We start from the raw sequence: 23,700 nt of genomic DNA on the forward strand, positions 1-23,700 counted from the left end.
CGCCGGAGGTGGGGGATGCCGCAGCGCGACAGCACGAGGCGCGTGACGCTCGACGACGTCGCGAAGCGCGCGGGGGTGCACAAGGCGACGGTGTCGCGCGCGCTGGACCCGGCGACCGCGGGCCTCATCAGTGACGAGACCGTCCGCCGCGTGCGCGAGGCCGCGAGCGAGCTCGGCTACGTGCCGAACATCGTCGCACGGGGCCTCCGCAAGAACGCGTCGATGACGATCGGCGTCGTGATCCCCGACCTCACGAACCCGTTCTTCCCGCCGATCGTGCGCGGCATCGAGGACCACCTCCAGCCCCGCGGCTACACCGCGCTCATCGCCAACACCGACGGCGACGACGCGGCGGAGGCGGCGCAGTTCACGACGCTGCTCGGGCGTCGCGTCGACGGTCTCATCGTCGCGACCGGCCGGCACGGCGACCAGCCCGTGCTCGAGCGCGCGCACGAGGCCGGCGTGCGGGCGGTCATGCTCAACCGCGACGCGGGGTCGCTGCCGTACCCGCTCGTGACCGGCGACGACGCCACCGGGGTCACGGCGGCCGTCGAGCACCTCCACGAGCTCGGGCACCGCGATGTCGTGCACATCGCCGGCCCGCTCGACCTCTCGACGAGCATCGTGCGCGCCGACGCCTTCCGGACCGCCGTCGCCGCACGCGACGGCATGCGGGGGAGCGTGGTCGAGGCATCCGCCCTCACGGTCTCCGCCGGTCGCGAGTCGATGGAGGCCGTGCTCGCCGACGAAGCCCCGACGGCGATCGTCGCGAGCAACGACCTCATCGCGCTCGGCGTGCTGCGCGCGCTGCGCGCGCACGGCCTCGAGTGCCCCGGCGACGTGTCGGTCGTCGGCTTCAACGACATGCCCTTCGCCGAGGACGTGCAGCCCCCGCTCACGACCGTGCACGTGCCGACGACCGAGATGGGCGCGGAGGCGGCGCGGATGCTCCTCGCCCAGCTCGACGGCGAGCAGCAGGATCACGCGCGGATCGTGCTCCCGGTGTCGCTCGTCGTGCGCGATTCCACGGGCCCCGCACCCCGTTGATTGAGAAGAGCTGTTGACACCGGGAGCCGTGTCCGGTTGCATGAATGCAATCGATTGCGCCCGTGTTCTGGCGCGGGGCGATCGACGCAGGGACTCGTTCGACGAAGAAGGGGGTCTCCCATGAGCTCGATCCCGGAACCGCGGCGCGTCGGAAGCGCCGAGATCATCCACCACGAGGGCTACGACGAGACGATCTTCAGTCCGTTCGTGCCTGCGATCCGAACCGTCTCGGGCGCGCGCCTCGTGTTCATCAGCGGTGTCACCGGGGCGCCGGTCTACCACGACCACCCGCACCGCGCGGAGGTGTTCGACTCGACCCCCCTCGACATCGCCGGCCAGGTCGCGAACGCGTTCGACCACCTCGACCTCGCGCTGAAGGCCGCCGGCGCGCAGCGGTCCGACGTCGTGAACCTCATCCGGTTCTTCACCGACGTCGACGCCGATCAAGACACGGTGAACCGCCACCAGGCCGAGTGGTTCGGCGGACACATCCCCACGAGCAGCTCGGTGCAGGTCGTTCGCCTCGCGACCGATCCGCGCCTGCGGCTCGAGATCCAGGCCGTCGCGGCGGTCGCGGGCGAGTGACGCGCGGCCGCGCAGAAGGAGGAGACGACATGACGGATGCATCGCCGACCATCGGCTGGATCGGGGCGGGACGCATGGGCGCGCAGCTCGTGCAGCGGCTGCTCGCGGCCGGCCACGACGTCGCGGTCTACAACCGCACGCGGGCCAAGGCCGAGCCGCTCGCCGAGGCCGGAGCCACCCTCGTCGACCGCCCGGCCGATCTGGCGCAGCGCGACGTCGTCTTCGTGATGGTGTCCGCATCGAAGGACCTCGAGGAGGTCATGCTCGGCGACGGCGGTCTGCTCACCGACCCGAACCACGCCCCGAAGGCCATCGGCGACGCGTCGACGGTGTCGATGGAGGCGAGCGCGAAGATCCGCGCCGCCGCCGAGGAGCGCGGCGTCGGGTTCGTCGCGACGCCCGTGTCGGGCAACCCCAAGGTGATCGCGGCAGGAAAGCTCACGGTCGCGGCATCCGGCCCTCGCGACGCTTTCGAGCTGATCCGCCCGCTCCTGGAGACGTGGGGGCGCGGCGTCACGTACGTCGGCGAGGGCGAAGCCGCGCGCATCGTCAAGATCGCCCACAACGTGTTCCTCGGCGTCGTCATCCAGAACCTCATCGAGATCACGCTGCTCGCCGAGAAGGCGGGCGTGAAGCGTGCCGACTTCCTCGCCTTCCTCAACGACTCCGTCATGGGATCGCCGTACAGCCGCTACAAGTCGCCCGCGCTCGTCAACCTCGACTTCACCCCGACGTTCACGCCGGTGCTGCTGCTGAAGGACCTCGACCTCGGCCTCGCCGCCGCCCGTGAACTCGGTGTCGTCATGCCCGTCACGGCGGTCACGCGGGAGGTCGTCGCGACCGAGGTGAACGCGGGCAACACGGAGCAGGACTTCGCGTCGATGATCGTGCGTGCGGCTCTGCACTCCGGCATCGACCTGCAGCCGGAGAACGTCGAGGTCGACGACGGATTGGCACCTGAGTCATGAGCCACGGTCACGGCCACGCGCACGGCGGCGCGCGCCGGTTCGAGCGCCCGAGCGCCCGGCCCGCCGGCGTGCGCCCACTCGGGGCGCCGGGACAGAACGGCGTCGACTACGAGCACCGCGTCGACTTCGAGCGGCTGCGGCAGTACCGGCTCGGGCGCGCCAGGGCCGCGCTCGAGGCGAGCGAGTGCGGAGCCTTCCTGCTGTTCGACTTCTACAACATCCGCTACACGACCCAGACGTGGATCGGCGGCGCGCTCGGCGACAAGATGATCCGCTACGCGCTGCTCATGCGCGGACGCGACCCGGTCCTGTGGGACTTCGGCTCGGCGGTGCGGCACCACAAGCTCTACTCCGACTGGGTGCCCGACGAGAACTACCGCGCCGGCTTCCTCGGGTTCCGCGGCGCCGTCGCGCCCGAGCCGGCGGGACTCATGCGCGAGGCGATCGAGGAGATCGTGTCGCTGCTGCGCGCGGAAGGGCTCGCGGATGCGCCGCTCGGGGTGGACATCGTGGAGCCGCCGTTCCTCTTCGAGGCACAGCGGCAGGGGCTTCGCATCGTCGACGCGCAACAGGCGATGCTCGACGCGCGCGTCATCAAGAACCAGGACGAGATCCTGCTGCTGAACCAGGCGGCGGCGATGGTCGACGGCGTCTACCAGGAGATCGCCGAGGCCCTGAAGCCCGGCGTGCGCGAGAACGAGATCGTGGCGCTCGCGAACCACCGCCTGTACGAGTACGGGTCGGACCAGGTCGAGGCGATCAACGCGATCTCGGGGGAGCGGTGCAACCCGCATCCGCACAACTTCACCGACCGCATCATCCGCCCCGGCGACCAGGCGTTCTTCGACATCATCCACTCGTTCAACGGGTACCGCACGTGCTACTACCGCACGTTCGGCGTGGGGTGGGCCACGCCCAGCCAGCAGGACGCGTACAAGCAGGCGCGCGAGTGGATGGACGCGGCGCTCGACGCCATTCGCCCGGGGGTCGGCAGCGACCAGGTCGCTGCGGTGCTTCCCAAGGCGACCGACTTCGGCTTCGAGAACGAGCTCGCTGCGTTCGGACTCCAGTTCGCCCACGGCCTCGGGCTGGGCCTGCACGAACGGCCGATCATCTCGCGGCTCAACTCGATGAAGGACCCCGTGGAGCTGCGGGCGGGCATGGTCTTCGCGATGGAGACGTATTGCCCGGCATCCGACGGGTTCTCCGCCGCCCGCATCGAGGAGGAGGTCGTCGTCACCGACTACGGCATCGAGGTGCTCACGCGCTTCCCGGCGCAGGACCTGTTCGTCGCGAACCCGTACTGACCGGGTCGCGGTTCAGGAGGGGTCGGCGAAGATCTCCGGATGCCGCGCCAGCTCGAGCCGCGTGCGGCGGATGTGGTGAGCGATGATGCTCTCCGCTTCGTCGGCGTCGCGCCGGCGGAGCGCGGCGACGAGCAGCCGGTGGTCGTGATGGGCGGAGGCGTCGCCCGTCGACCGCGCGACGCGAACGAACGCGCGGCGGTAGTGGTGCGTGCGGTTCCACAGGCGCACGACCGTCTCGTGGAGCATGATCGTCGGCGCGGCAGCGTAGGTCGCGAGGTGGAAGCGGCGGTCGAGCGCGAGGAACTCCTCGGCGTCGGCGGCGGCCTCCATGCTGCCCGCGAGCTCGTCGAGCTCGTCGATCGCGCCCGGGGTGAGCAGGGGCACGTTGAGCCGCAGCAGAAGGGGCTCGATCCGCTCGCGCACCTGGTACAGCTCCTCGCACTCGGCGAGGTTGAGCTGCGACACCCACGCGCCGGCGTTGGCGACGCGCGTGATGAGTCCCTCGGACTCGAGGATGCGCAGCGCCTCGCGCACCGGCACACGGCTCGCCTTGTAGCGGTCGGCGAGGTCCTCCTGGCGGATGCGCGCGCCCGGCGCGTACGCGCCGTCGAGGATCGCCTCGCGCACGAGTCCCGCGATGCGGGCTCCCGCCCGGCCGTGGCCGTCCGTGTCGACGTCCATCGCGCTCATTTCTCTGGATGGGCCGGATGCCACAGCAGCACGCCCGCGTCCTTCTCGTACGCCTTGCCCTCGGGGAAGCTCACGAGCTCGAACTGCATGCCCCATGGCGCCCGGAAGTACAGCCACCGCTGACCCGCGGATGCGCCCGCACTCGCGACCGGCTCGCCCATGATCTCGACGTCGTGCGCGCGCAGGTGCTCGATCGCCGCGTCCATGTCGTCGACGTACAGCGCGAGGTGGTGGCCGCCGATGTCGCTGTTGCGGGGCTGCGGCGCCTGACCGTCGGCCGCGTCGTACTGGAAGACCTCGAGGTTGGAGCCGTTGCCGAGCCGATAGAAGCGGATCTCGCGGATGACGGTGCGCGGATGCACGCCGAGCTGCACAGTCATCCAGTCATCGTCGTCGGACCGCTTCGCACCGAGCGTGTAGACGTGCACTGCGCCGAGCACGTCGACGAGGAAGTGCTCCGCTTCGTCGAGATCGGGCACCGTGAAGCCGATGTGGTCCGTTCCGCGCAGACCGGGGATCCCTGGCATGTTCGCGACCTCCTCGTCCGATTGGATCCCATCTTGCCGCAAGCCAGCGCTGAACGCCAGCGCGAGGGGCGGTGCATGCCTTGTATTGGATCCAACCGCGTCCTACAGTGTGTACACGCATACAGCGTGCCGCGACACAGGGAAGTGGGCTGACATGGCGGAGCGACGGCGCTTGCAGACCGGGGTCGATTGGATCCAGCTCGAGACCACGCCGGATGACTGGAAGGCGGCCGACCCTGCCCTGCTGGCCACGATGCTCGGCGAGCTGCACCTCATCCGCGCGTTCGAGGAGACGGTGCTCGACCTCGCCGCCGAGGGGCTCGTCCACGGACCCGCTCACTCGAGCATCGGGCAGGAGGGCGGTGCCGTCGGCTCGATCGTCGGACTCAGATCGACGGATGCCGTCAACGGCTCGCACCGCGGGCACCACCAGTTCCTCGCGAAGGTCATCACCCACGTCTCGGGCGGCTCGCTCGACCTCGCGGCGCTCGTCACCCCCGACGTGCAGGCCGTCCTGCAGCGCACGCTCGCCGAGATCCTCGGCCTCGCGCAGGGGTTCTCGGGAGGGCGCGGCGGTTCGATGCACCTGCAGTGGCTCGAGGCCGGCGCGCTCGGCACGAATGCGATCGTCGGCGGCGGCGCGCCCGCTGCGACGGGCCATGCGTGGGCGCAGAAGCACTCGGGCACGACCGACATCAGCATCAACTACTTCGGCGACGGCGCGAGCCAGATCGGCTCGGTGCTGGAGTCGTTCAACCTCGCGGCGGCGTGGAAGCTGCCGGTGCTCTACTTCATCGAGAACAACCTCTACGCCGTCTCGACCCACGCCGACGAGGTCACCGCCGACTCGCGCTTCTCGGTGCGCGGGCAGGGCTTCGGCATCCCCTCGTGGCGCGTCGACGGCATGGACCCGCTCGCCGTGCACCTCGCGATGCAGGAGGCCGAGGCGCGGATGCGATCGGGCGAGGGTCCCGCGATCATCGAGGCCGAGGTGTACCGGTTCTTCCACCAGAACGGGCCGTTCCCCGGCAGCGCCTTCGGGTATCGCACGAAGGACGAGGAGGGGCAGTGGCGTGCGCGCGACCCGCTCGACCGCGTCGCGCGGGAGATGATCACGCTCGGGCTCATCGATGAGGCGGGCGTCGAATCGGTGCGGGCCCAGGCGCAGGCGGCGATGACCGCCGCGGTCGCCGAGCTCATCGAGGACGACCCGGAGACCGAGGGCAAGCGGCGCATCAAGCCGGACCTGTGGCCCGATCCGGGATTCGTCGACGTCGGCATCCGCGGTGACGCATCCGAGCTCGAATCGCTCACCGTGGGCGAGCCGCTCACGTACGACGGCGCCTGGCGCGACACGAAGTTCGTCGACGCCGTCGCCGAGGTCATGGACCGTCGCATGGCGGTGGATGAGCGCATCGTCGTGCTCGGCGAGGACGTGCACCGCCTCAACGGAGGCACGAACGGCGCGACGAAGGGCCTCGCGAAGAAGTACGGCCCGGACCGCATCATCGGCACGCCGATCAGCGAGAACGGGTTCTTCGGTCTGGCCGGCGGCCTCGCGGCCGACGGCCGGTTCCGTCCCGTCGTCGAGTTCATGTACCCGGACTTCATGTGGGTCGCCGCCGACCAGGTCTTCAACCAGGTCGCGAAGGCGCGGCACATGTTCGGGAACAACCACTCGATGCCGCTCGTGCTGCGAACGAAGGTCGCGATGGGGTCGGGCTACGGCTCGCAGCACCTCATGGACCCCGCCGGCATCTTCGCGACCTCGGCCGGGTGGCGCATCGCGGCGGCCTCCAGCGCGGCCGACTACGTGGGACTCATGAACGCCGCGCTCGCGCTCGAAGACCCCGTGCTGGTGATCGAGCACGTCGACCTGTACGGCCGCGCCGACCGCGTGCCCGACGGCGATCTCGACTACATCATTCCGCCGGGCACGGCCGCTGTGCGGCGCGAGGGCTCGGAGGTGACCGTGCTCACGTACCTGTCGATGGTCCACCACGCCGCGGAGGCGATCGAGCAGACCGGCATCGACGCGGAGCTCATCGACCTCCGCTGGCTCGATCGGGCATCGCTCGACTGGGACACGATCGGCGAGAGCATAAAGAAGACCAACAACGTGCTCATCGTCGAGCAGGGCGCGCGCGGACCGGGCTACGGCGGCTGGCTCGCCGACGAGCTGCAGCGGCGGTACTTCGACTGGCTCGACCAGCCGATCGAGCGCGTGACGGGCGGCGAGGCGAGCCCCAGCATCTCGAAGGTGCTCGAGCGGGCCGCGATCGCCAAGACCGAAGAGGTCGTCGCCGGCCTCGAACGCGTGCGCGCGGCGTGGGGAGGCCGATGATGGCCACGGTGATCCGGATGCCGCAACTCGCCGCCGGCGGATCCGAGGCGGCCATCCAGACGTGGCTCGTCTCGACCGGCGACTCCGTGTCGGTCGGGCAGCCCCTCGCCGAGATCGAGACCGAGAAGGCTGTCGTCGAGTACGAGTCCGAGGTCGAGGGCGTCTTCGCGGGCGCCGTCGTCGCGGCCGGCGATGCCGCGGCCGTGGGGGCGCCCATCGCCGTCGTCGCGGCGCCGGGGGAGGAACTCGACGCGGCGCTCGCGCAGGCGGGTGTCGCCCCCGCGGGCGGCGACGCCGTGCTCGCCGAGCCGGAGGAAGCGGAGCCCGAGCCGTCGGAGGACGCGCCCGCCGCGGCCGCCGCCACAGACGAGACCGACGAGCCCCCGAGCGAGAGCGCGCCTGCGCAGGCGTCTTCCGGCCAGGCGAAGCGCCTCTTCGCGAGTCCGCTCGTCCGCCGCCTCGCGAAGGAGCACGGGGTCGACCTCGCCGCGCTGAAGGGCTCGGGCCCGAACGGGCGCATCGTGCGCCGCGACCTCGAGGCGCACCTCGCCGCGGTCGAGGCGCAGCCCGCGCAGGCGGCGGCCGTCACCGAGCCCGCGGCCGCGGCATCCGCCCCTTCCGCCGTTCCGGCGGCCGAGTACACCGACATCCCGCACACGGGCATGCGGCGTGCGATCGCGCGGCGCCTCACCGAGAGCGTCACGACGATCCCGCAGTTCCAGGTCGTCGCGGACTGCCGGGTCGACGAGCTGCTCGACCTGCGCCGGCGCATCAACGAGCAGACCGACGTGAACGTCTCGGTCAACGACCTCATCGTGAAGGCCGTGGCGGGCGCGATGCAGGACGTGCCCGACGCGAACGCCATCTGGACGGATGACGCGACACGGCGCTTCTCGGGGGTCGACGTCGGCATCGCCGTCGCGGTTCCCGGTGGCCTGCTCACCCCCGTCGTACGCCGCGTCGAGCGGTTGTCGCTCGGCCAGCTCGCGCTCGCGACGCGGGACCTCGCCGAGCGCGCCCGCGATGGGCGCCTCAAGCAGCACGAGCTCGAGGGAGGATCGTTCGCCGTGTCGAACCTCGGCATGTACGGCACGCGCGAGTTCACGGCGATCATCAACCCGCCGCACTCGGGCATCCTCGCGGTCGGTGCCGCGCAGCGGCGGCCGGTGGTCGCGGACGACGGCACGCTGGGCGCGGCATCCGTCATGACCGTCACACTCTCGGCCGACCACCGCGTGCTCGACGGAGCGCTCGCCGCGGAGTGGCTCGCGGCGTTCGTGCGACGCGTCGAGAACCCGCTGACCATCCTGCTCTGAGCGCCGCGCCCGGGCGCCGGGCGCACGAAAGGCCGGGGGACCCGCTTCGTCTCACCCGGCCTCTCGGCGGCTCATGCCGGCGGCGCTACTGCTGCCACCAGCTCTCGTCGAACACGTGGTCGCGATCGTGCGACCAGTCGCGGCGTCCGCGCACCGCACCGGTGTCGTGGACGATCGCGCCGTCGACCACCGTCATGACGGGCAGGATGCGGCGCATCTCGGCATCGGAGACGGTGAAGTAGTCCTTGTCGAGCACGAGCAGGTCGGCACGCTTGCCGGTCTCGATCGAGCCGAGATCGTCCTCGCGGTTGAGGTACCACGCGTTGCCGCGCGTGTACGCGTACAGCGCCTCGTGCCGCGTGAGCTGCTGCCCTGGGTTGATCTGCTGACCCAGCACGTTGAGGCCCGTCGTCGCGTAGTGGAGCGCGAACCACGGGTTGTGCGGCGCGATGTGCACGCCGTCCTCGTGGAGGCCCATGTGGATTCCGCTGTCGTGGATCTGCCGGAACAGCGGTCCGACGGGCAGGCCGTCCGCGCGCGGCACGCCGCCGAGCCACCGGAAGCCCGATGTCGAGACGCCGACGTTGAGCGCCTTGAGCCGCGCGAGCTGGTCGGGTGTCGCGAAGTCGCCGTGCTGGAGTCCCCAGCGCAGGTCTTTGATGCCGAACTCCTGGTCCATCTGCTCGTACGTGGCGACGACCTGCTCGATGTTGTCCGTGTTCGTGGGGCTCCCGCCCTGGGCGTTCTCGTTGCGCCACCGCGCCTGCGCGACCAGTCGCTGCGACTCGAGCCACACGGCGTAGCCGTTCGCGTTCGAGGGAGCGGCGAAGGGAGCAGCCCACTCGCCGATCCCGCCCGTGCGAAGCATGTCGTCGCCGAAGAACGGGAACTGGTTCTTGAGGCGCTCACGCAACTCGGGGAGCTGCTGCTCGAGCCCACCCAGCGCGGCGATGAATCCCTGGTTGTGCAGGAAGTTCATCTGCAGGCGCACGAACGCGCGGCCCTGGCGGTGCAGCGACAGCCACGCGTCGTACATGCGGAAGTGGTCGAGCCGGAAGAGCGCATCCGTCGGCTGCGGCGGAAGCACCGACGGATCGAGCGTCGCGTTCGCGGTCGCCGGCAGCACCTGATCCAGGATCGCCGTGACGCCAACCTTCGCGGTGAACGCCATCGAGTCGAGCGCACTGCGGCGCTTGTCGGCGAAGGTCTGGCGCAGGCGCAGGTGGTACAGCGCACGGTTCGCCATGTTGGGGTTGCCGCCCGCGATCGAACCGTCGTCGCCGACGGTCACCGGCAGGTCGGTGATCGATTCGAAGAACTGCTTGCCGAGCGTGTTCACGCGCGCGGGACCACCGCCGCCTTGATAGAGGAAGACGGGGCGGTCGGGAATCGCGGAGTCGAGCTCCTGGAGGGTGGGCAGGCGGAGCTCTGCGAACATGCGCGGTGTTCCCGAGCCCATCGCCGTGATGAACTCGCCCTCCGGCACGTCGCGACGTCGCGCGGCGAGGATCACGAGAAGTTCGTCGATGCTGCTCGCGAGTTCCCAGTCGGCGACGTGGTAGCCGGGGCGGTTCGCGAGGCTGACGAAGTGCGAGTGGCTCTCGATGAGACCGGGGACGACGGTGCGTCCGCCCAGGTCGATCTTGTTCTTCGAGTTGCCCTGGCGGATGGCGTCCTGGCCGACGGCGGTGATCCGCCCGTTCGCGACGCGCACCGCGTTCACAACCGAGTTGCGGTCGTCCATCGTGTGGATCTTGCCGTTGACGAACAGCAGCTCGCCGGCGCCGTCGTCGTGCCACGCACGCGGCGCGGTGTACGCGAGCGGCGTCGCGGCCGCGGATGCCACGGTGCTTCCGCTCAGGACGGCGGCGGCCGCGGCGGCCGTCCCCCCGATGAAGAGGCCGCGGCGCGAGATGCCCTCGCGCGGCTGTTCGGGATCGTTCGCGACCGGCTCTGACTTCTTCGTGACCATGACCGCTCCTGCTGACTGTCGACGCTGACACACTGCGTGAGCGACGTCCAGCTGGACTGGACGCCTGTTCAGGCACGCACCATATCAGCAATTCGACCAGGTGTACACGAGATGTTTCGGCGACCTTCGATGTTTCGGCTGGAACGCCGGAAACACGCGGTTCTCGCGCATGCAACGGTTCTCATTGTCGTCGCGTGCGTGAACTGCTATTGTCCGGGCTTGAAAGCGGCTGTCCAGTTGCACTGGACAGCACAGAACGCACACGGACACCGTCGTCCGACCAAGGAGCACCCATGGGAAAGAAGCCGCACCCGCAGGACGCCCAGGAGCCCGCCGAGGGGATCTCCCGACGCGGTCTCTTCGTCGGAGGAAGCGCCGCCGCCGCGGCCGCCGTCCTCAGCGGCACCGCCGCCGCGTCATCCGCGTCGGCAGCATCGTCGCCCGCCTACACGAGCGCAGCGAGCGGCGGTGACGGCGATCTGCTGTTCGTCAACGGCAAGATCCACACCTACGACGACGCGAACTCGGTGGTCGACGCCGTGCGCATCCGCGACGGCCGCTTCATCGCGGTCGGCAAGGACGCCATCCGCATCGGCAACGCCAAGAACAAGATCGACCTGGGCGGTCGCACCGTCATCCCCGGCATCATCGACTCGCACAACCACATCGCGCTCGTGAGCAACCGGCCCGGCCACTGGGTCGGCCTCGAGGACCTGTTCACCCACGAGGACGTGATCGCCCGGCTGACGGCCAAGGCGAACACCGTCCCCGAGGGGGAGCTCGTCACCTCGCTCGGCCCGATCGTCGCGATGCAGTTCCCGAGCAACACCCTGCCCAACGCCGACGCACTGGACGCGGTGCCGCGGCCCGTCATGATCATGGCCGAACAGGGCGGCAACGCGGTCAACCATGCCGCGGTCGCCTACTTCGCGGCCAAGGGCATCACCATCACCCTCAACGCCAACGGCTACCCGACCGGAAACGGCATCGGACTCGCCCTCCAGCGGCTGCGTCAAGAGATGACGGACGAGGAGCGCGAACGGAACGCGCTCGCGACACTCGACTACTACGCCACGCTCGGCATCACGACCCACCTGGACTCGGGTGCGTTCCACGTCGACACCCCCGGCACCGCCATCTGGAACGAGAACGCCTACACGCTCCACCGCGGCTTCCTCCGGCTCGACGCGAAGAAGGCGCTGCCGGTTCGCGTGCGCTTCGACTACCTCGAAGAGGACTCGACGCTCGACCTGCCCCGCCTCACCGAGCGGCTCAAGAACGCCTTCCCGTTCTTCGGCAACGACATGCTGCGCTCGGGCGGCATCGGCGAGTTCACGGTCCGCGGCTTCGGCGGGGGCTCGGTCCCCATCGGGGGCCCGGTGTGGCTGGCCGGCGCCAAAGCGGTCGCGCAGGCGGGCTGGCGAAACGAGAACCACTCGCTGTCGGCGACCGACATCGAGCAGATCGTCTCCGGCTGGGAGGCCGTCCACGCCGAAGTCCCGATCGACGGGTTGCGATGGGTCGTGTCGCACGTGCCGAACATCACACCGGGCCACGTGGAACGCCTGAAGGCGATGGGTGTCGGCGTCAAGGTCGGCTGGGGTCCGACTCGCACCGGGACCAATCTCGGACCGCGACACCGGATGCTGCTGGACAGCGGCATCCCCGTCGGCTACCACTCCGACGGCGGCGACATCACCGCGATCAACCCGTGGTTCAGCTTCTACACGATGATCACGGGCCGCAACCTCGCCGGAAGCTTCACGTGGACGCCGGGCGAGCAGGTGACGCGCGACGAGATGATCCGTCTCGCGACGAAGGACAACACGTGGTTCATCCACGAGGACGACCTGGGCGGCATCAAGGTCGGCAACCACGGTGACCTGCTCGTCCTCGACCGGGATTTCTACACGATCCCCGACGAGGAGATCCCGCGCGTGCGCTCCGATCTGACGGTCGTCGGCGGCGACATCGTCTACGACAGCGGCAAGCTGCCGGGCGATCGCCGCTGGGCGCACGGGACGAACCACCGGTACAACCGGTCCGCGTAGCCTCACACGAGGTCGCGCCAGTCGACCGTGGCGTCGTCGTCCTCGTCGTCGCCCTGGTCGGCATCCGGGTCCGGCGAGCTGCTCGAGCCGCTCGCGGTCGGGATCGGCAGCGTCATGGTGCCGGTGAGCGGCCCCATGAGCATCGCCTCGTCGCGGCGGTGGCGCAGCACGTCGTCGATGTAGCTCGTGAGCACCTCGGCGAGCGGGACCGACCTCGACTGCGCCTGCGACATGTACCAGCGGTGCTCGAGCACCTGGTGGAACACCTCGGCCGGCTCGAGCTTCGAGCGCAGGTCCCAGGGGATCGCGCGCACGACCGGCTCGAACACGCGCGTGAGCCACTCGTGCGCCACCATCTCCTCGTCGTCGTCGCCCTTGCGGCGCGCGCGGTACTCGTCGAGGTCGTTGAGGAGGCGGCGCGCCTGGTTCTCCTCGACGTCGAGGCCCGTCAGACGCAGGAGGCGTCGCTGGTGGTGCCCGGCGTCGACGACCTTCGGCTGGATGGAGACGCGCGTGCCGTCGGCGGCGGCCTCGATCGACATCTCGCCGATGTCGAAACCGAGGTCGTTGAGGCGCTGCACGCGCTCGGTGATGCGCCACGACTCGCTCGTCGAGAACGTCTCCTTGTCGGTGAGCGCGCCCCACAGCGAGCGGTACGACGACACGATGCCGTCCGCGATCGCGAGCGCGTCGACGCCTCCCTCGAGGCGACCGCCCGCCTCGAGGTCCATGATCTCGCCCGCGATGTTCGTGCGCGCGACGTCGAGGTCGTGCTCGCGCTGCCCGCGCGTGAGGCCGGTCTCGTGCAGCTCGCCGGTCTCCGCGTCGACGAGGTACGCCGCGAACGCGCCCGCATCGCGGCGGAAGAGCGTGTTCGACAGTGAGACGTCGCCCCAGAAGAAGCCGACGTTGTGCAGGCGCACGAGCAGCACGGCGAGGGCGTCGACGAGTCGGGTCGCGGTGTGCGGGCGCAGCACCTGCGTGAACAGCGCGCGGTAGGGGAGGGAGAACTTCAGGTGGGCCGTCACGAGCGCGGCGGGGAGCGGGCGGCCCGAGGCATCCGTTCTTCCCGCGATCACCGCCACCCGCTCGACGCAGGGCGCGTCGAGTCGTGCGAGGTTGCCGAGCATGTCGTACTCGCGCCGAGCCATCTCCTCGGTCGTCTCCTTGATCGCGACCACGCGGCCCGACAGGCTCGAGAACCGCACGAGGTGCCGCGAGATGCCCTTCGGAAGGAAGACGATCGCGTTCGACGGCCACTCGCCGAGCGGCGTCGACCACGGCAGCGTCAGAAGGCCCGGATCGACGCTTGTCGCCGTGATGCTGAGCGCATCAGCCATTCCTGCACCCCCGAGGGAAAACGTGACGGCGCGGGGGAGTGATCCGCCCGCGCCGTCGCCGCTTCGATGGTTACGCCGAGGCGATCGCCTCGTCGGTGAGGCGCTCGCCGGTCTCGACGTCGAACACGTGCACGTGACCCGCAACCGGAGCGAGGACGACCTGGTCACCCGCGTTCGGGTGACGGCGGCCGTCGACGCGGGCGACGAGGTCGGTGCGCTTGCCGTTGATCTCGGTGTGGCCGTAGAGGTAGCCGTCGGCGCCGAGCTCCTCGACGAGGTCGACGTCGACCGTGAGGCCCTGGCCGTCGGACGGGTTCACCACGATGTCTTCGGGGCGGACGCCGATCGTGACCTCGGAGCCGTGGGCCTTGCCGATGGTGTCGGCCTCGACGCCGACGACGGCGTTGCCGAAGCGGACGCCGCCCTCGGCCAGGTCGGCCGGGAACAGGTTCATCGCGGGCGAGCCGATGAAGCCGGCCACGAACACGTTGTTCGGCTTCTCGTACAGGTCGCGCGGCGTGCCGACCTGCTGGAGGATGCCGTCCTTGAGCACCGCGATGCGGTCGCCCATCGTGAGCGCCTCGGTCTGGTCGTGCGTGACGTAGACGGTCGTGACGCCGAGGCGGCGCTGCAGCGACGCGATCTGCGTGCGGGTCTGGACGCGAAGCTTCGCGTCGAGGTTCGACAGCGGCTCGTCCATGAGGAAGACCTGCGGCTGACGGACGATCGCGCGGCCCATGGCGACGCGCTGGCGCTGACCACCCGACAGGGCCTTCGGCTTGCGGGTCAGGTACTGCTCGAGGTCGAGCAGCTTCGCGGCCTCGAGCACGCGCGCGGCGCGCTCCTCCTTGCCGACGCCGGCGATCTTGAGCGCGAAGCCCATGTTCTCGGCGACCGTCATGTGCGGGTACAGCGCGTAGTTCTGGAACACCATCGCGATGTCGCGGTCCTTCGGCGGGACGTCGGTGACGTCGCGGTCGCCGATCAGGATGCGGCCGGAGTTGACCTCTTCGAGGCCGGCCAGCATGCGCAGCGACGTGGACTTGCCGCAGCCGGAGGGACCGACCAGCACGAGGAACTCGCCGTCGCCGACCTCGAGGTTGAGCTTGTCCACGGCGGGGCGCGTGCCCCCGGGATACAGGCGGGTTGCGTTGTCGAACGTGACGGATGCCATGTTCTCTTCTCCTTCACCGGCAGGTACGTGCCGGACGATCCGTAGTGAATGGAATGCGGGGGCTCCCGCGCGCCCTCCGTCGGACGCCCCCTCAGTATGGCACGGCTCGCGTCGAGACAGTCTCTGGGCATTTCCCAGGCTGCCTGGCTAGCATCTTGTTCGGCCGTGACACCCGTGCGGCCCGGCCTGTTCCAGGCTCCAAGCCGTCCAAGAGGTTCCATGTCGAGCGACGAATCACCCAATGTGCCCGCCCAGCGCGACCGCCGGCACGCGGTCCGCGAGAAGGCGCAGCAGGTGCAGGCGCAGCAGCTGCGTGCGCGCGCCATCCGTCGCGTCTCCCTTGTGACGCTCCTCATCGCGTTCATCGCCGCGGCCGCCGTGCTCGTCACGTGGGTCGTCACGTCGTCGGCTGCCCAGCCGCCGTCGCGCCCCGCCAACGTGAAGGACGACGGCTTCATCGTGTCGAGCGTCACCGGCGCCTTCGGCACCGAGCAGGCTCCCGAGACGCTCGAGGACGGCGCCGCGACCCTCGAGACCGCGACCCCCGTGCCGACTCCGACCCCGACGCCCGATCCCGAGGAGACGACGCGACCGCGCGTCGACATCCGCGTCTACGTCGACTACCTCTCGACCGGTGCGAAGGACTTCCAGATCGCGAATGTCGAGCAGCTCTCCAAGTGGGTCAGCCAGGACGCCGCGACCCTCTCGTACTACCCGGTCGCGATGCTGACGGCGAAGTCCAACGGCACGAAGTACTCGCTGCGCGCCGCGAGCGCCGCCGCGTGCGTCGCGACGCACTCGCCCGACACGTTCTTCGCGTTCAACAACGAGCTCTTGAGGAAGCAGCCCGACGTCGACTCCGACGGCTACACCGACGCCGAGCTCGCCGATCTGGCCGTCGGCTCGGGTGCGACGTCGCCGAAGGCGGTGCGTTCGTGCATCGAGAGCCAGAAGTACGCGACGTGGGTCAAGTCCGCGACCGAGCGGGCGCTCAAGGGCCTGCCCGACACGAAGGGCGTCGCGCTGACCGCGGCTCCCATGGTGCTCGTCAACGGCACGCCGTACGTCGGCGCTCTCGACGACCCGAAGGAGTTCGCTCAGTTCGTGCTGACGATCTCGAGCGATATGTACTACAAGTCCACCCCCACGCCGACGCCGACGCCCACGCAGTGACGTGAGCGCCGGCCCGGCGGATGGGCGACGGATGCCGCGGATAGACTGAGGCATCTGCCGACTTGGCGCAATTGGTAGCGCACCCGACTTGTAATCGGGCGGTTACGGGTTCGAGTCCCGTAGTCGGCTCCAGCTAGTCCCGCGCTCGCTCGGTCGCGCGGCCGCCGCGGAACGCCGCGATCGCGAGCGCCGTGGACGCGCCGAACAGCACGACTCCGAGCGGCACGTGCACGGCGATCGTCGCCGGGAAGCCCATGTGTCCGAGCGCGTCCTGCACCCAGAGGCCGACGGTCACGAGCGTCACGAACACCCCGAACGATACGGGGATCGCGCGCTGACCGACGCGCACCCACGCGATCACCGTGGGGATGATCGCGATCCACGGCAGCGCCGAGCCGACGAGCAGGTGCACGAACTGGACGGAGGGGTTCAGCGAGAGGAAGAGCCCGGCGAGCGCGGCCTGGGTGAGCACGCCGGCCGCGAGCACCGCGAGGAAGGCGCCCAGAACAGGCGTGCGCGAGCGGGTTCTCGCCGTTGTGGTGGTCGTCATGGTCATCATGACATCCACGCTCCCGTGCGCGGCGCGGCGGTGTCCAAGGTGGTTCCCCCCGAGTTCTCCGGGGGATTTCCGGGGGTCAGGGCGCCGGTGTGGGGTCAGGGCGCCGGCGTGAACTCCACGAACACCGGGGTCGCGCCGCTCGCGCGGTCGAAGACGAGCACTCCTGTCACGGTCGCTCCACCGTCATCGGACGCGACGGTGGCGGTGAAGGTGTCGCCCTCGCCCTCGCGGTTGAACTCGGCCAGCCGCTCGTCGAGCTCGTCGATCTGCCCCCGGTCCCACCCGAACGTCTCGGCGTGGCGGCGCAGCGTGTTCAGCCCGTCGGACCACGTCGACACGACGTCGAACCGCAGCGTCACGGAGGCGAGGCTGCCGTCCTCGGAGCGAGCGGTGAGCGTCGCGATGTCGTCGACGACGTACACGTCGTCGCGCCCCGCGATCACGGCACGCACGGGCCGGCGGAACTCCGCCGTCTTCTCGCCGTTCTCCGGCAGGCCGAGCTCGCGGGCGGAGAGGCCGCCCTCGCCGATGCGGACTCGCACGATGCCCTCGACGTTCGCGTAGTCGAAGCCGGCGTCGGTGAGCATCGTCGAGCCGTCGGACGCCTTCTGGTCGGCGGATGCGACGGGCGCCTCCTCCGCCCACCAGGAGTTCTGCACCGCGACCGTGGCGAACACGATGCCGGCGATCACGACGAGCAGGATCGTCGCCGGAAGCCACGTGAGCAACGACTGGGTGCGGGAGGTGCGGACCACCGGTCAAGGGTAGCCCCGGCATCCGACAGTCTCGTGCGGTCGGAAGACGCCCCCGGAGACCGGCAAGATGGAACGATGACCCCGCCGCGCCTTCCCGCCTGGGTCGCGCTCGGCGGGGCGGTCTTCGTGGGCGTGCTCACGGCGGTGCAGGCGCGCATCAACGGGCAGCTCGGCACACGCCTCGACAACGGCCTGGTCGCGGCGGTGATCTCGTTCGGCTCGGGGCTCATCCTGCTGATCGTCCTGTCGGCCGTGCTGCCGTCGGGCCGCCGCGGCGCCGCGAAGCTCGCCTCGGGTGTGCGCGAGAGCACGATCCCGTGGTGGATGCTCGCGGGCGGCGCCGCGGGCGCCCTCACGGTCGCGACGCAGGGTCTCGCGGTGGGCATCATCGGGGTGTCGCTGTTCACGGTGGGCGTCGTCGCCGGACAGACCGTGTGCGGCCTCGTGCTCGACCGCGTCGGCTACGGGCCGGCGGGGGTCGTCGCGGTCACCGTGCCGCGCCTGATCGGCGGCGCGCTCGCGCTCGTCGCGGTCGGGCTGTCGCTCGTCGGCGACAGCATCGGCGGCGTGCCGCTGTGGATGGTCGTCCTGCCGTTCGTCGCGGGTGTCGGCATCGCGTGGCAGCAGGCCACGAATGGCCGTCTTCGCCAGCGCGTCGGCACCCCGCTCACCGCGACGCTCGTGAACTTCATCGGCGGGACGGCGATCCTCACGGTCGCCGCCCTCGTCGACGTCGGGATGGTGGGCTGGCCCGCGACCGCCCCCACCGAGGCGTGGCTCTACACAGGCGGACCGATCGGCGTGCTGTACATCTTCCTGTCGGCGGCGCTCGTGCCGTACACGGGCGTGCTGCTGTTCGGCCTCGCGGCGGTCGTCGGGCAGCTCGTCACGTCCGTCGTGCTCGACGCCGTGTGGCCCGCTCTCGGCAGCCCGGGCCTCGTTCAAGAGGTCGCGATGGTCGCGGTCGCGCTGGTGTCGGTGATCGTCGCCGCGGCGCCGTGGCGGCGCTGGAGAACGTGATTCAGTCGGGCGCTTCCGTCGATGTGACGGATGCCGCGGCATCCGTCTCGCGCGCATCGCGTTTCTTCTTCGCCTTCTTCCCGTCGGCCTGCTTGCCGGCGGGCATCCGCGAGAGGTGCTTGCGGGCGTCGACCGCCTTGCGGCGCCCGAGCCGCGCGCGCGGCGGCTTGCCGCCGACGTAGAGCCAGCCGAGCAGCTCCTCGTTCTTCTCGAGGCCGTGCGCCTTCGCGACGGCCTTCGAACGCGTGTAGTGGCCGGTGCGCCAGATGACGCCGTAGCCGGCTTCGTCGAGCAGCAGGCTCAGCATGTGGGCGACGCCGGATGCGACGGCCTCCTGCTCCCACCGCGGCACCTTGTCGCTCTTCTTGTAGCTCGCGACGACCGCGATGAGCAGCGGCGCGCGCAGCGGCTTCGACGACGAGCCCTTGTCGCCGTTCGCCTTGCTGATCGCGCGTCCGAGCCGCTCACGGTCGGCCCCGCGCAGCTCGATGAGCCGCCACGGCCGCAGGGACGAGTGGTCGGCGACCCGACCCGCCGCCGACACGAGCGTGAGCAGCTCGGCGCGCGTTGGCGCGGCATCCGTCACCTTCGACCAGGACCGGCGCGCACGCACCGCCTCGAGCGCGGACCCGGATGCGGTCATGTCTCCGGGACGAACTCGAGCGCGATCGAGTTCATGCAGTACCGGTCGCCCGTGGGCGTGCCGAACCCGTCGGGGAAGACGTGCCCCAGGTGCGAGCCGCAGTTCGCGCAGCGCACCTCGGTGCGCACCATGCCGTGGCTGCGGTCCTCGAGAAGTTCGACCGCCTCGGGGCGCACCGACTCGTAGAAGCTCGGCCACCCGCAGTGCGAGTCGAACTTCGTGCCGCTCTTGAAGAGCTCCGCGCCGCATGCGGCGCACGTGTAGAGGCCGGCTCGGCTCTCGTCGAGCAGCTCGCCGGTCCACGGGCGCTCGGTCGCCGCCTGCCGCAGCACGGCGTACTGTTCCGGCGTCAGCTCTTCGCGCCACTGCTCGTCGGACTTCTCCACCGCGTAACCCATTGACTCCTCCTCGATCCCTTCCATTCAACCCGACCTGCGGACGCCCGGACCCGGTCGCACCTGCGTTCTCGCCCAGAATGGGGGAGTGGAATCGGATGCGGCGGCCGACGTGACGGAGCGGTACGCGCGCTTCGCCGAGGACGCCCGCAACCGCTCGGCGCTGTACGAGGTGTGGGCGCGCGGGGTCGTGGCGGACGAGCGCGTGCGCGACGTCATCGCACGGATCCCCGCCGATCGCCGGCAGCCACCGCTCGTCTTCGCGGTCACTCGACTGCTCGGGGCGCCCGAGGCGGACTTCGCCTCGTGGGCGGAGTGGATCATCGCCCACGCCGACGCGCTCGTGGCCGAGTGCGCGCGGCGCAGCCTGCAGACGAACGAGCCGCTGCGGTGCGCGGCGCTGCTCCCCGCCCTGAGTCTCATCGACGGACCGATCGCGCTGCTCGAGGTGGGCGCGAGCGCGGGGCTGTGCCTGATTCCCGACCGCTACTCGTACCGCTACCGCGGCATCGGCGGCGTGACGACGCTCGATCCGGCGGGCGGGCCGTCGGCGGTCGTGCTGTCGAGCGAGCTGACGACGGACGACCGGATGCCACTCCTCCGGCTCCCCGAGATCGTGTGGCGTGCGGGCGTCGACGTCGATCCGCTCGACGCGAGCGATCCGGACGACCGGCGCTTCCTCACGACGCTCGTATGGCCGGGCGAATCCGGCCGCGTCAAACGCATCGAGGCCGCCCTCGACGTCGTCGCCGCCGACCCGCCGCTCCTCGTACGCGCGGACGCGACCACCGATCGCGTGCTCGCCGACCTCGCGAGTCGCGCCCCGCGCGATGCGACGCTCGTCGTGACCACGCCGGGGGTGCTTCCGCACATTCCCCGCGGGGGCCGCGGGCGTCTCGCGGAGACGATCGCGGCGCTCGGCGCCAGGTGGATCACGATCGACCCTCCCGCCCTTCACGCCGACCTCGCGGCGAGCGTGCGACCGGAGGGGTCGCCCATCGATCCGGATGCGTGGGAAGCGTTCGTGCTCGCGCTGGACGGCGTTCCGCTTGCGTCTGTCGACCCGCTCGGGGCATCCGTGGCGTGGCGTCCTGCCGATCGGCGGGCCGCGCCATAGCGTGGGCACGTGCCCCTCACCGACCGCGACCGCGCCATCCTCGACTTCGAGGCCGAGTGGCGCCGGCACGTGGGCGCGAAGGAGGAGGCGATCCGCGAGGACCTCGGCATCTCGCCGGCGCGCTACTACCAGCTGCTCGGCCGCCTCATCGACACGGCCGAGGCGCAGGCGTACGACCCGATGCTCGTGAAGCGCCTGCGACGGATGCGTGATGAGCGTCATCAGGCACGTGATGCACGTGCACGCGCGGTTCGATAGGCGAAGATCACACGCGGCACGCGGGCCGGGTTGAGACGGATGCCCCAGCCGACGCCCGGTAGCATCGTGGGGTGCCGAAAACGACCTACCCCCGGGATCGCTTCGACGACCTTCCCGAGGAGTCGACCGGCCGCGTCGGCGCACACCGCGCCGAGAACCCGCGCATGCGGGGCTGGGTCGTCCTGCTGTGGGCCGTGCTGGCGACGGCGGTGCTCATGGCGGTGGGCATCTTCGGCACGCTCATCGCGCAGGGCCGCATCGTGCTCGTGCCCGAACCCGAGCCGACCGTCGAGCCGACGCCGGTCGTGACCCCGATCGTCGACACATCGTTCTCGGTGCTCGTGCTCAACGCGACGCCCGAGTCCGGCCTCGCGACCCGCGTCAAGGACGAGATCGTCGCCGCCGGCTGGGCGGCCGACACGGTCACGGCAGGTGAGGCGGGGTCGAACGACTTCCCTGAGACCACCGTCTACTACGCCTTCCCGGCCGATGAGGCTGCTGCCGCCGGCCTCGCCGACGTGATCGGCGGCGCTCGCGTCGCGATGGACGCGACCTACCAGCCGCCCGATGACCCGGATACACCCGACGACGAGAGCCAGACGAAGCAGCTCGTCGTGGTGCTCGGGCTCGATCGCGTCGCGCCTCCAGCCACGCCCGCACCCTGACCCGTACGACCCTCGCCGGGCCGCTGTGTTTCCGGCGTGTGAAGAGTTCGGGGCATCCGTGTCAACTCCTGCCCACGGGCCGGTACGGAGGCGACCTGCGCTCCTACGATGGGCGCACGTTCCACCCCGCACCACAGGAGATTCGCATGGCCCAGGGCACCGTCAAATGGTTCAACGCCGAGAAGGGATACGGCTTCATCACGGTCGCCGACGGCCAGGATGTCTTCGTCCACTACTCGAGCATCGACATGGCCGGGTACCGCGTCCTCGAAGAGGGGCAGACGGTCGAGTTCACCGTCGGCACGGGGCAGAAGGGCCCCCAGGCGGAGTCCGTGCGGGTGGTCGCCGCGTAGCGGCATCCGTCCGTCCCTCTCGCCCCGGGTCCTCGCGTGTCGGGGCGCTTCGGCGCGGCTTGCACTCCCCATGGGCGAGTGCCAGAATGGGTTAGCACTCGCGTTTGTCGAGTGCTAAGACCGTAAGCCAACGTCCGGGAGGGACGACACAGACATGGCAAAGATCATCGCTTTCGACGAAGAGGCCCGTCGCGGCCTCGAGCGAGGCCTGAACACTCTGGCCGACGCCGTCAAGGTGACCCTGGGCCCCCGTGGTCGCAACGTCGTGCTCGAGAAGAAGTGGGGCGCCCCCACGATCACGAACGACGGCGTTTCGATCGCGAAGGAGATCGAGCTCGACGACCCGTACGAGAAGATCGGCGCCGAGCTGGTCAAGGAGGTCGCGAAGAAGACCGACGACGTCGCCGGTGACGGCACGACGACGGCCACCGTCCTCGCCCAGGCGCTCGTGAAGGAAGGCCTGCGCAACGTCGCCGCGGGCGCAGACCCGATCGGCCTCAAGCGCGGCATCGAGAAGGCCGTCAAGGTCCTCTCCGACGAGCTGCTCGCCTCGGCCAAGGAGGTCGAGACCAAGGAGGAGATCGCCGCCACCGCGTCGATCTCGGCCGCCGACACCACCATCGGCGAGCTCATCGCCGAGGCGATCGACAAGGTCGGCAAGGAGGGCGTCGTCACCGTCGAGGAGTCGCAGACGTTCGGCACCGAGCTCGAGCTCACCGAGGGTATGCGTTTCGACAAGGGCTTCATCAACCCCTACTTCGTGACCGACCCGGAGCGCCAGGAGGCGGTCTTCGAGGACCCCTACATCCTGATCGCGAACCAGAAGATCTCGAACATCAAGGACCTTCTGCCGATCGTCGACAAGGTGATCCAGGATGGCAAGGAGCTCGTCATCATCGCCGAGGACGTCGAGGGGGAGGCGCTCGCGACGCTCGTGCTCAACAAGATCCGCGGCATCTTCAAGTCCGCCGCCGTCAAGGCGCCCGGCTTCGGCGACCGCCGCAAGGCCCAGCTGCAGGACATCGCGATCCTCACGGGCGGACAGGTCATCACCGAGGAGGTCGGTCTCAAGCTCGAGAACACGACGCTCGACCTGCTCGGCCGCGCGCGCAAGGTCATCATCACCAAGGACGAGACGACCATCGTCGAAGGTGCCGGTGACCCCGCCCAGATCGAGGGCCGCGTGACCCAGATCCGCCGCGAGATCGACAACACCGACAGCGACTACGACCGCGAGAAGCTGCAGGAGCGCCTCGCGAAGCTCGCCGGTGGTGTCGCGGTCATCAAGGCCGGCGCGGCGACCGAGGTCGAGCTCAAGGAGCGCAAGCACCGCATCGAGGACGCCGTCCGCAACGCGAAGGCGGCCGTCGAGGAGGGCATCGTCCCCGGTGGTGGCGTCGCGCTCATCCAGGCGGGCAAGGCCGCGTTCGCGAACCTCGAG

Annotated in this window: 23 protein-coding genes and 1 tRNA gene; 15 read left to right on the plus strand and 9 right to left on the minus strand. The window is 70.2% G+C overall.

Annotated elements, in window-relative coordinates:
• Positions 1–15: 15 nt before the first annotated feature.
• The 4 genes from VFF97_RS01700 (at position 16) to VFF97_RS01715 (ending at position 3,907) form a co-directional block, all read left to right on the plus strand.
• A complete protein-coding gene (locus VFF97_RS01700; protein WP_325031762.1) occupies positions 16–1,047 on the plus strand; it encodes a LacI family DNA-binding transcriptional regulator in 1,032 nt (343 codons plus the stop codon).
• 120 nt (positions 1,048–1,167) lie between these two features.
• Entirely contained in the window at positions 1,168–1,632 is a 465-nt protein-coding gene (locus tag VFF97_RS01705; RefSeq protein WP_325031763.1) for a RidA family protein, read from the plus strand.
• A 29-nt stretch (positions 1,633–1,661) separates the two neighbouring features.
• Positions 1,662–2,600: an NAD(P)-dependent oxidoreductase gene (locus tag VFF97_RS01710; protein WP_325031764.1), complete on the plus strand. Its 939-nt coding sequence runs from the start codon at positions 1,662–1,664 to the stop codon at positions 2,598–2,600.
• Complete coding sequence (locus VFF97_RS01715) at positions 2,597–3,907, plus strand: Xaa-Pro peptidase family protein (RefSeq protein ID WP_325031765.1); 1,311 nt, start codon at positions 2,597–2,599, stop codon at positions 3,905–3,907. Before VFF97_RS01710 ends, VFF97_RS01715 begins: the two co-directional genes overlap by 4 nt.
• Before the next feature lie 12 nt (positions 3,908–3,919).
• Here VFF97_RS01715 and VFF97_RS01720 read toward each other — a convergent pair whose 3' ends face one another.
• Both VFF97_RS01720 and VFF97_RS01725 read right to left on the minus strand, forming a co-directional pair.
• Complete coding sequence (locus tag VFF97_RS01720) at positions 3,920–4,588, minus strand: GntR family transcriptional regulator (protein WP_325031766.1); 669 nt, start codon at positions 4,586–4,588, stop codon at positions 3,920–3,922.
• Positions 4,589–4,593: 5 nt separating this feature from the next.
• Positions 4,594–5,124, minus strand: a complete 531-nt coding sequence (locus VFF97_RS01725; protein ID WP_325031767.1) for a VOC family protein — start codon at positions 5,122–5,124, stop codon at positions 4,594–4,596.
• A 154-nt stretch (positions 5,125–5,278) separates the two neighbouring features.
• Between VFF97_RS01725 and VFF97_RS01730 the strand changes: the two genes are divergently transcribed.
• Both VFF97_RS01730 and VFF97_RS01735 read left to right on the plus strand, forming a co-directional pair.
• Positions 5,279–7,468, plus strand: a complete 2,190-nt coding sequence (locus VFF97_RS01730) for an alpha-ketoacid dehydrogenase subunit alpha/beta (protein ID WP_325031768.1) — start codon at positions 5,279–5,281, stop codon at positions 7,466–7,468.
• Positions 7,468–8,784, plus strand: a complete 1,317-nt coding sequence (locus tag VFF97_RS01735) for a dihydrolipoamide acetyltransferase family protein (RefSeq protein WP_325031769.1) — start codon at positions 7,468–7,470, stop codon at positions 8,782–8,784. Before VFF97_RS01730 ends, VFF97_RS01735 begins: the two co-directional genes overlap by 1 nt.
• Positions 8,785–8,869: 85 nt before the next feature.
• On the opposite strand, the gene VFF97_RS01740 is transcribed toward VFF97_RS01735, so the two are convergent.
• On the minus strand, positions 8,870–10,756 hold the full coding sequence (locus VFF97_RS01740; protein WP_325031770.1) for an amidohydrolase: 1,887 nt from the start codon (positions 10,754–10,756) through the stop codon (positions 8,870–8,872).
• 293 nt (positions 10,757–11,049) lie between these two features.
• Between VFF97_RS01740 and VFF97_RS01745 the strand changes: the two genes are divergently transcribed.
• Positions 11,050–12,807, plus strand: coding sequence for an amidohydrolase (locus VFF97_RS01745; protein WP_325031771.1), 1,758 nt, complete (start codon positions 11,050–11,052; stop codon positions 12,805–12,807).
• A 2-nt stretch (positions 12,808–12,809) separates the two neighbouring features.
• On the opposite strand, the gene VFF97_RS01750 is transcribed toward VFF97_RS01745, so the two are convergent.
• Positions 12,810–14,147 (minus strand): DUF4032 domain-containing protein, encoded by a 1,338-nt coding sequence (locus VFF97_RS01750; RefSeq protein ID WP_325031772.1) that lies wholly within the window; start codon positions 14,145–14,147, stop codon positions 12,810–12,812.
• A gap of 70 nt (positions 14,148–14,217) precedes the next feature.
• Positions 14,218–15,321, minus strand: a complete 1,104-nt coding sequence (locus VFF97_RS01755; protein ID WP_325031773.1) for a sn-glycerol-3-phosphate ABC transporter ATP-binding protein UgpC — start codon at positions 15,319–15,321, stop codon at positions 14,218–14,220.
• Positions 15,322–15,540: 219 nt separating this feature from the next.
• On the opposite strand from VFF97_RS01755, the gene VFF97_RS01760 reads away from it, so the two are divergent.
• Positions 15,541–16,494 (plus strand): DsbA family protein, encoded by a 954-nt coding sequence (locus VFF97_RS01760; RefSeq protein ID WP_325031774.1) that lies wholly within the window; start codon positions 15,541–15,543, stop codon positions 16,492–16,494.
• Positions 16,495–16,550: 56 nt separating this feature from the next.
• Positions 16,551–16,626, plus strand: a tRNA-Thr gene (locus tag VFF97_RS01765).
• Between the two features lies 1 nt (position 16,627).
• On the opposite strand, the gene VFF97_RS01770 is transcribed toward VFF97_RS01765, so the two are convergent.
• Both VFF97_RS01770 and VFF97_RS01775 read right to left on the minus strand, forming a co-directional pair.
• Positions 16,628–17,044, minus strand: a complete 417-nt coding sequence (locus VFF97_RS01770; RefSeq protein ID WP_325031775.1) for a hypothetical protein — start codon at positions 17,042–17,044, stop codon at positions 16,628–16,630.
• Between the two features lie 104 nt (positions 17,045–17,148).
• The gene (locus VFF97_RS01775; RefSeq protein ID WP_325031776.1) at positions 17,149–17,808 is read right to left on the minus strand and encodes a hypothetical protein; all 660 of its coding nucleotides are present in this window, start codon (positions 17,806–17,808) and stop codon (positions 17,149–17,151) included.
• A 75-nt stretch (positions 17,809–17,883) separates the two neighbouring features.
• On the opposite strand from VFF97_RS01775, the gene VFF97_RS01780 reads away from it, so the two are divergent.
• Positions 17,884–18,828, plus strand: a complete 945-nt coding sequence (locus VFF97_RS01780; protein ID WP_325031777.1) for a DMT family transporter — start codon at positions 17,884–17,886, stop codon at positions 18,826–18,828.
• Between the two features lies 1 nt (position 18,829).
• Here VFF97_RS01780 and VFF97_RS01785 read toward each other — a convergent pair whose 3' ends face one another.
• Together VFF97_RS01785 and msrB are read right to left on the minus strand one after the other, a co-directional pair.
• The gene (locus VFF97_RS01785; protein ID WP_325031778.1) at positions 18,830–19,471 is read right to left on the minus strand and encodes a nitroreductase family protein; all 642 of its coding nucleotides are present in this window, start codon (positions 19,469–19,471) and stop codon (positions 18,830–18,832) included.
• The gene (gene msrB / locus VFF97_RS01790) at positions 19,468–19,869 is read right to left on the minus strand and encodes a peptide-methionine (R)-S-oxide reductase MsrB (RefSeq protein WP_325031779.1); all 402 of its coding nucleotides are present in this window, start codon (positions 19,867–19,869) and stop codon (positions 19,468–19,470) included. The genes VFF97_RS01785 and msrB overlap by 4 nt, the downstream gene beginning before the upstream one ends.
• A gap of 85 nt (positions 19,870–19,954) precedes the next feature.
• Between msrB and VFF97_RS01795 the strand changes: the two genes are divergently transcribed.
• The 5 genes from VFF97_RS01795 to groL all read left to right on the plus strand — a co-directional run.
• Positions 19,955–20,983, plus strand: coding sequence for a DUF2332 domain-containing protein (locus VFF97_RS01795; protein ID WP_325031780.1), 1,029 nt, complete (start codon positions 19,955–19,957; stop codon positions 20,981–20,983).
• 9 nt (positions 20,984–20,992) lie between these two features.
• Entirely contained in the window at positions 20,993–21,241 is a 249-nt protein-coding gene (locus VFF97_RS01800; RefSeq protein ID WP_325031781.1) for a DUF3263 domain-containing protein, read from the plus strand.
• 71 nt (positions 21,242–21,312) lie between these two features.
• Positions 21,313–21,906 carry a LytR C-terminal domain-containing protein gene (locus tag VFF97_RS01805; protein WP_325031782.1) on the plus strand — a complete coding sequence of 198 codons (594 nt, stop codon included), beginning with the start codon at positions 21,313–21,315 and terminating at the stop codon, positions 21,904–21,906.
• 146 nt (positions 21,907–22,052) lie between these two features.
• Positions 22,053–22,259, plus strand: a complete 207-nt coding sequence (locus tag VFF97_RS01810; protein WP_325031783.1) for a cold-shock protein — start codon at positions 22,053–22,055, stop codon at positions 22,257–22,259.
• A gap of 154 nt (positions 22,260–22,413) precedes the next feature.
• Positions 22,414–23,700, plus strand: a 1,287-nt coding sequence (gene groL / locus VFF97_RS01815; protein WP_325031784.1) for a chaperonin GroEL, incomplete at its 3' end; no start/stop codon positions are given.

It is taken from the genome of Microbacterium sp., from assembly GCF_035687345.1.
GTDB lineage: Bacteria > Actinomycetota > Actinomycetes > Actinomycetales > Microbacteriaceae > Microbacterium.

Excerpts from the sequence above, each read along its gene's own strand:
- VFF97_RS01700 (WP_325031762.1), top strand. The coding sequence starts at position 16 with ATGCCGCAGCGCGACAGCACGAGGCGCGTGACGCTCGACGACGTCGCG.
- VFF97_RS01705 (WP_325031763.1), top strand. The coding sequence starts at position 1,168 with ATGAGCTCGATCCCGGAACCGCGGCGCGTCGGAAGCGCCGAGATCATC.
- VFF97_RS01710 (WP_325031764.1), top strand. The coding sequence starts at position 1,662 with ATGACGGATGCATCGCCGACCATCGGCTGGATCGGGGCGGGACGCATG.
- VFF97_RS01715 (WP_325031765.1), top strand. The coding sequence starts at position 2,597 with ATGAGCCACGGTCACGGCCACGCGCACGGCGGCGCGCGCCGGTTCGAG.
- VFF97_RS01720 (WP_325031766.1), bottom strand. The coding sequence starts at position 4,588 with ATGGACGTCGACACGGACGGCCACGGCCGGGCGGGAGCCCGCATCGCG.
- VFF97_RS01725 (WP_325031767.1), bottom strand. The coding sequence starts at position 5,124 with ATGCCAGGGATCCCCGGTCTGCGCGGAACGGACCACATCGGCTTCACG.
- VFF97_RS01730 (WP_325031768.1), top strand. The coding sequence starts at position 5,279 with ATGGCGGAGCGACGGCGCTTGCAGACCGGGGTCGATTGGATCCAGCTC.
- VFF97_RS01735 (WP_325031769.1), top strand. The coding sequence starts at position 7,468 with ATGGCCACGGTGATCCGGATGCCGCAACTCGCCGCCGGCGGATCCGAG.
- VFF97_RS01740 (WP_325031770.1), bottom strand. The coding sequence starts at position 10,756 with ATGGTCACGAAGAAGTCAGAGCCGGTCGCGAACGATCCCGAACAGCCG.
- VFF97_RS01745 (WP_325031771.1), top strand. The coding sequence starts at position 11,050 with ATGGGAAAGAAGCCGCACCCGCAGGACGCCCAGGAGCCCGCCGAGGGG.
- VFF97_RS01750 (WP_325031772.1), bottom strand. The coding sequence starts at position 14,147 with ATGGCTGATGCGCTCAGCATCACGGCGACAAGCGTCGATCCGGGCCTT.
- VFF97_RS01755 (WP_325031773.1), bottom strand. The coding sequence starts at position 15,321 with ATGGCATCCGTCACGTTCGACAACGCAACCCGCCTGTATCCCGGGGGC.
- VFF97_RS01760 (WP_325031774.1), top strand. The coding sequence starts at position 15,541 with ATGTCGAGCGACGAATCACCCAATGTGCCCGCCCAGCGCGACCGCCGG.
- VFF97_RS01770 (WP_325031775.1), bottom strand. The coding sequence starts at position 17,044 with ATGACGACCACCACAACGGCGAGAACCCGCTCGCGCACGCCTGTTCTG.
- VFF97_RS01780 (WP_325031777.1), top strand. The coding sequence starts at position 17,884 with ATGACCCCGCCGCGCCTTCCCGCCTGGGTCGCGCTCGGCGGGGCGGTC.
- VFF97_RS01785 (WP_325031778.1), bottom strand. The coding sequence starts at position 19,471 with ATGACCGCATCCGGGTCCGCGCTCGAGGCGGTGCGTGCGCGCCGGTCC.
- msrB (WP_325031779.1), bottom strand. The coding sequence starts at position 19,869 with ATGGGTTACGCGGTGGAGAAGTCCGACGAGCAGTGGCGCGAAGAGCTG.
- VFF97_RS01810 (WP_325031783.1), top strand. The coding sequence starts at position 22,053 with ATGGCCCAGGGCACCGTCAAATGGTTCAACGCCGAGAAGGGATACGGC.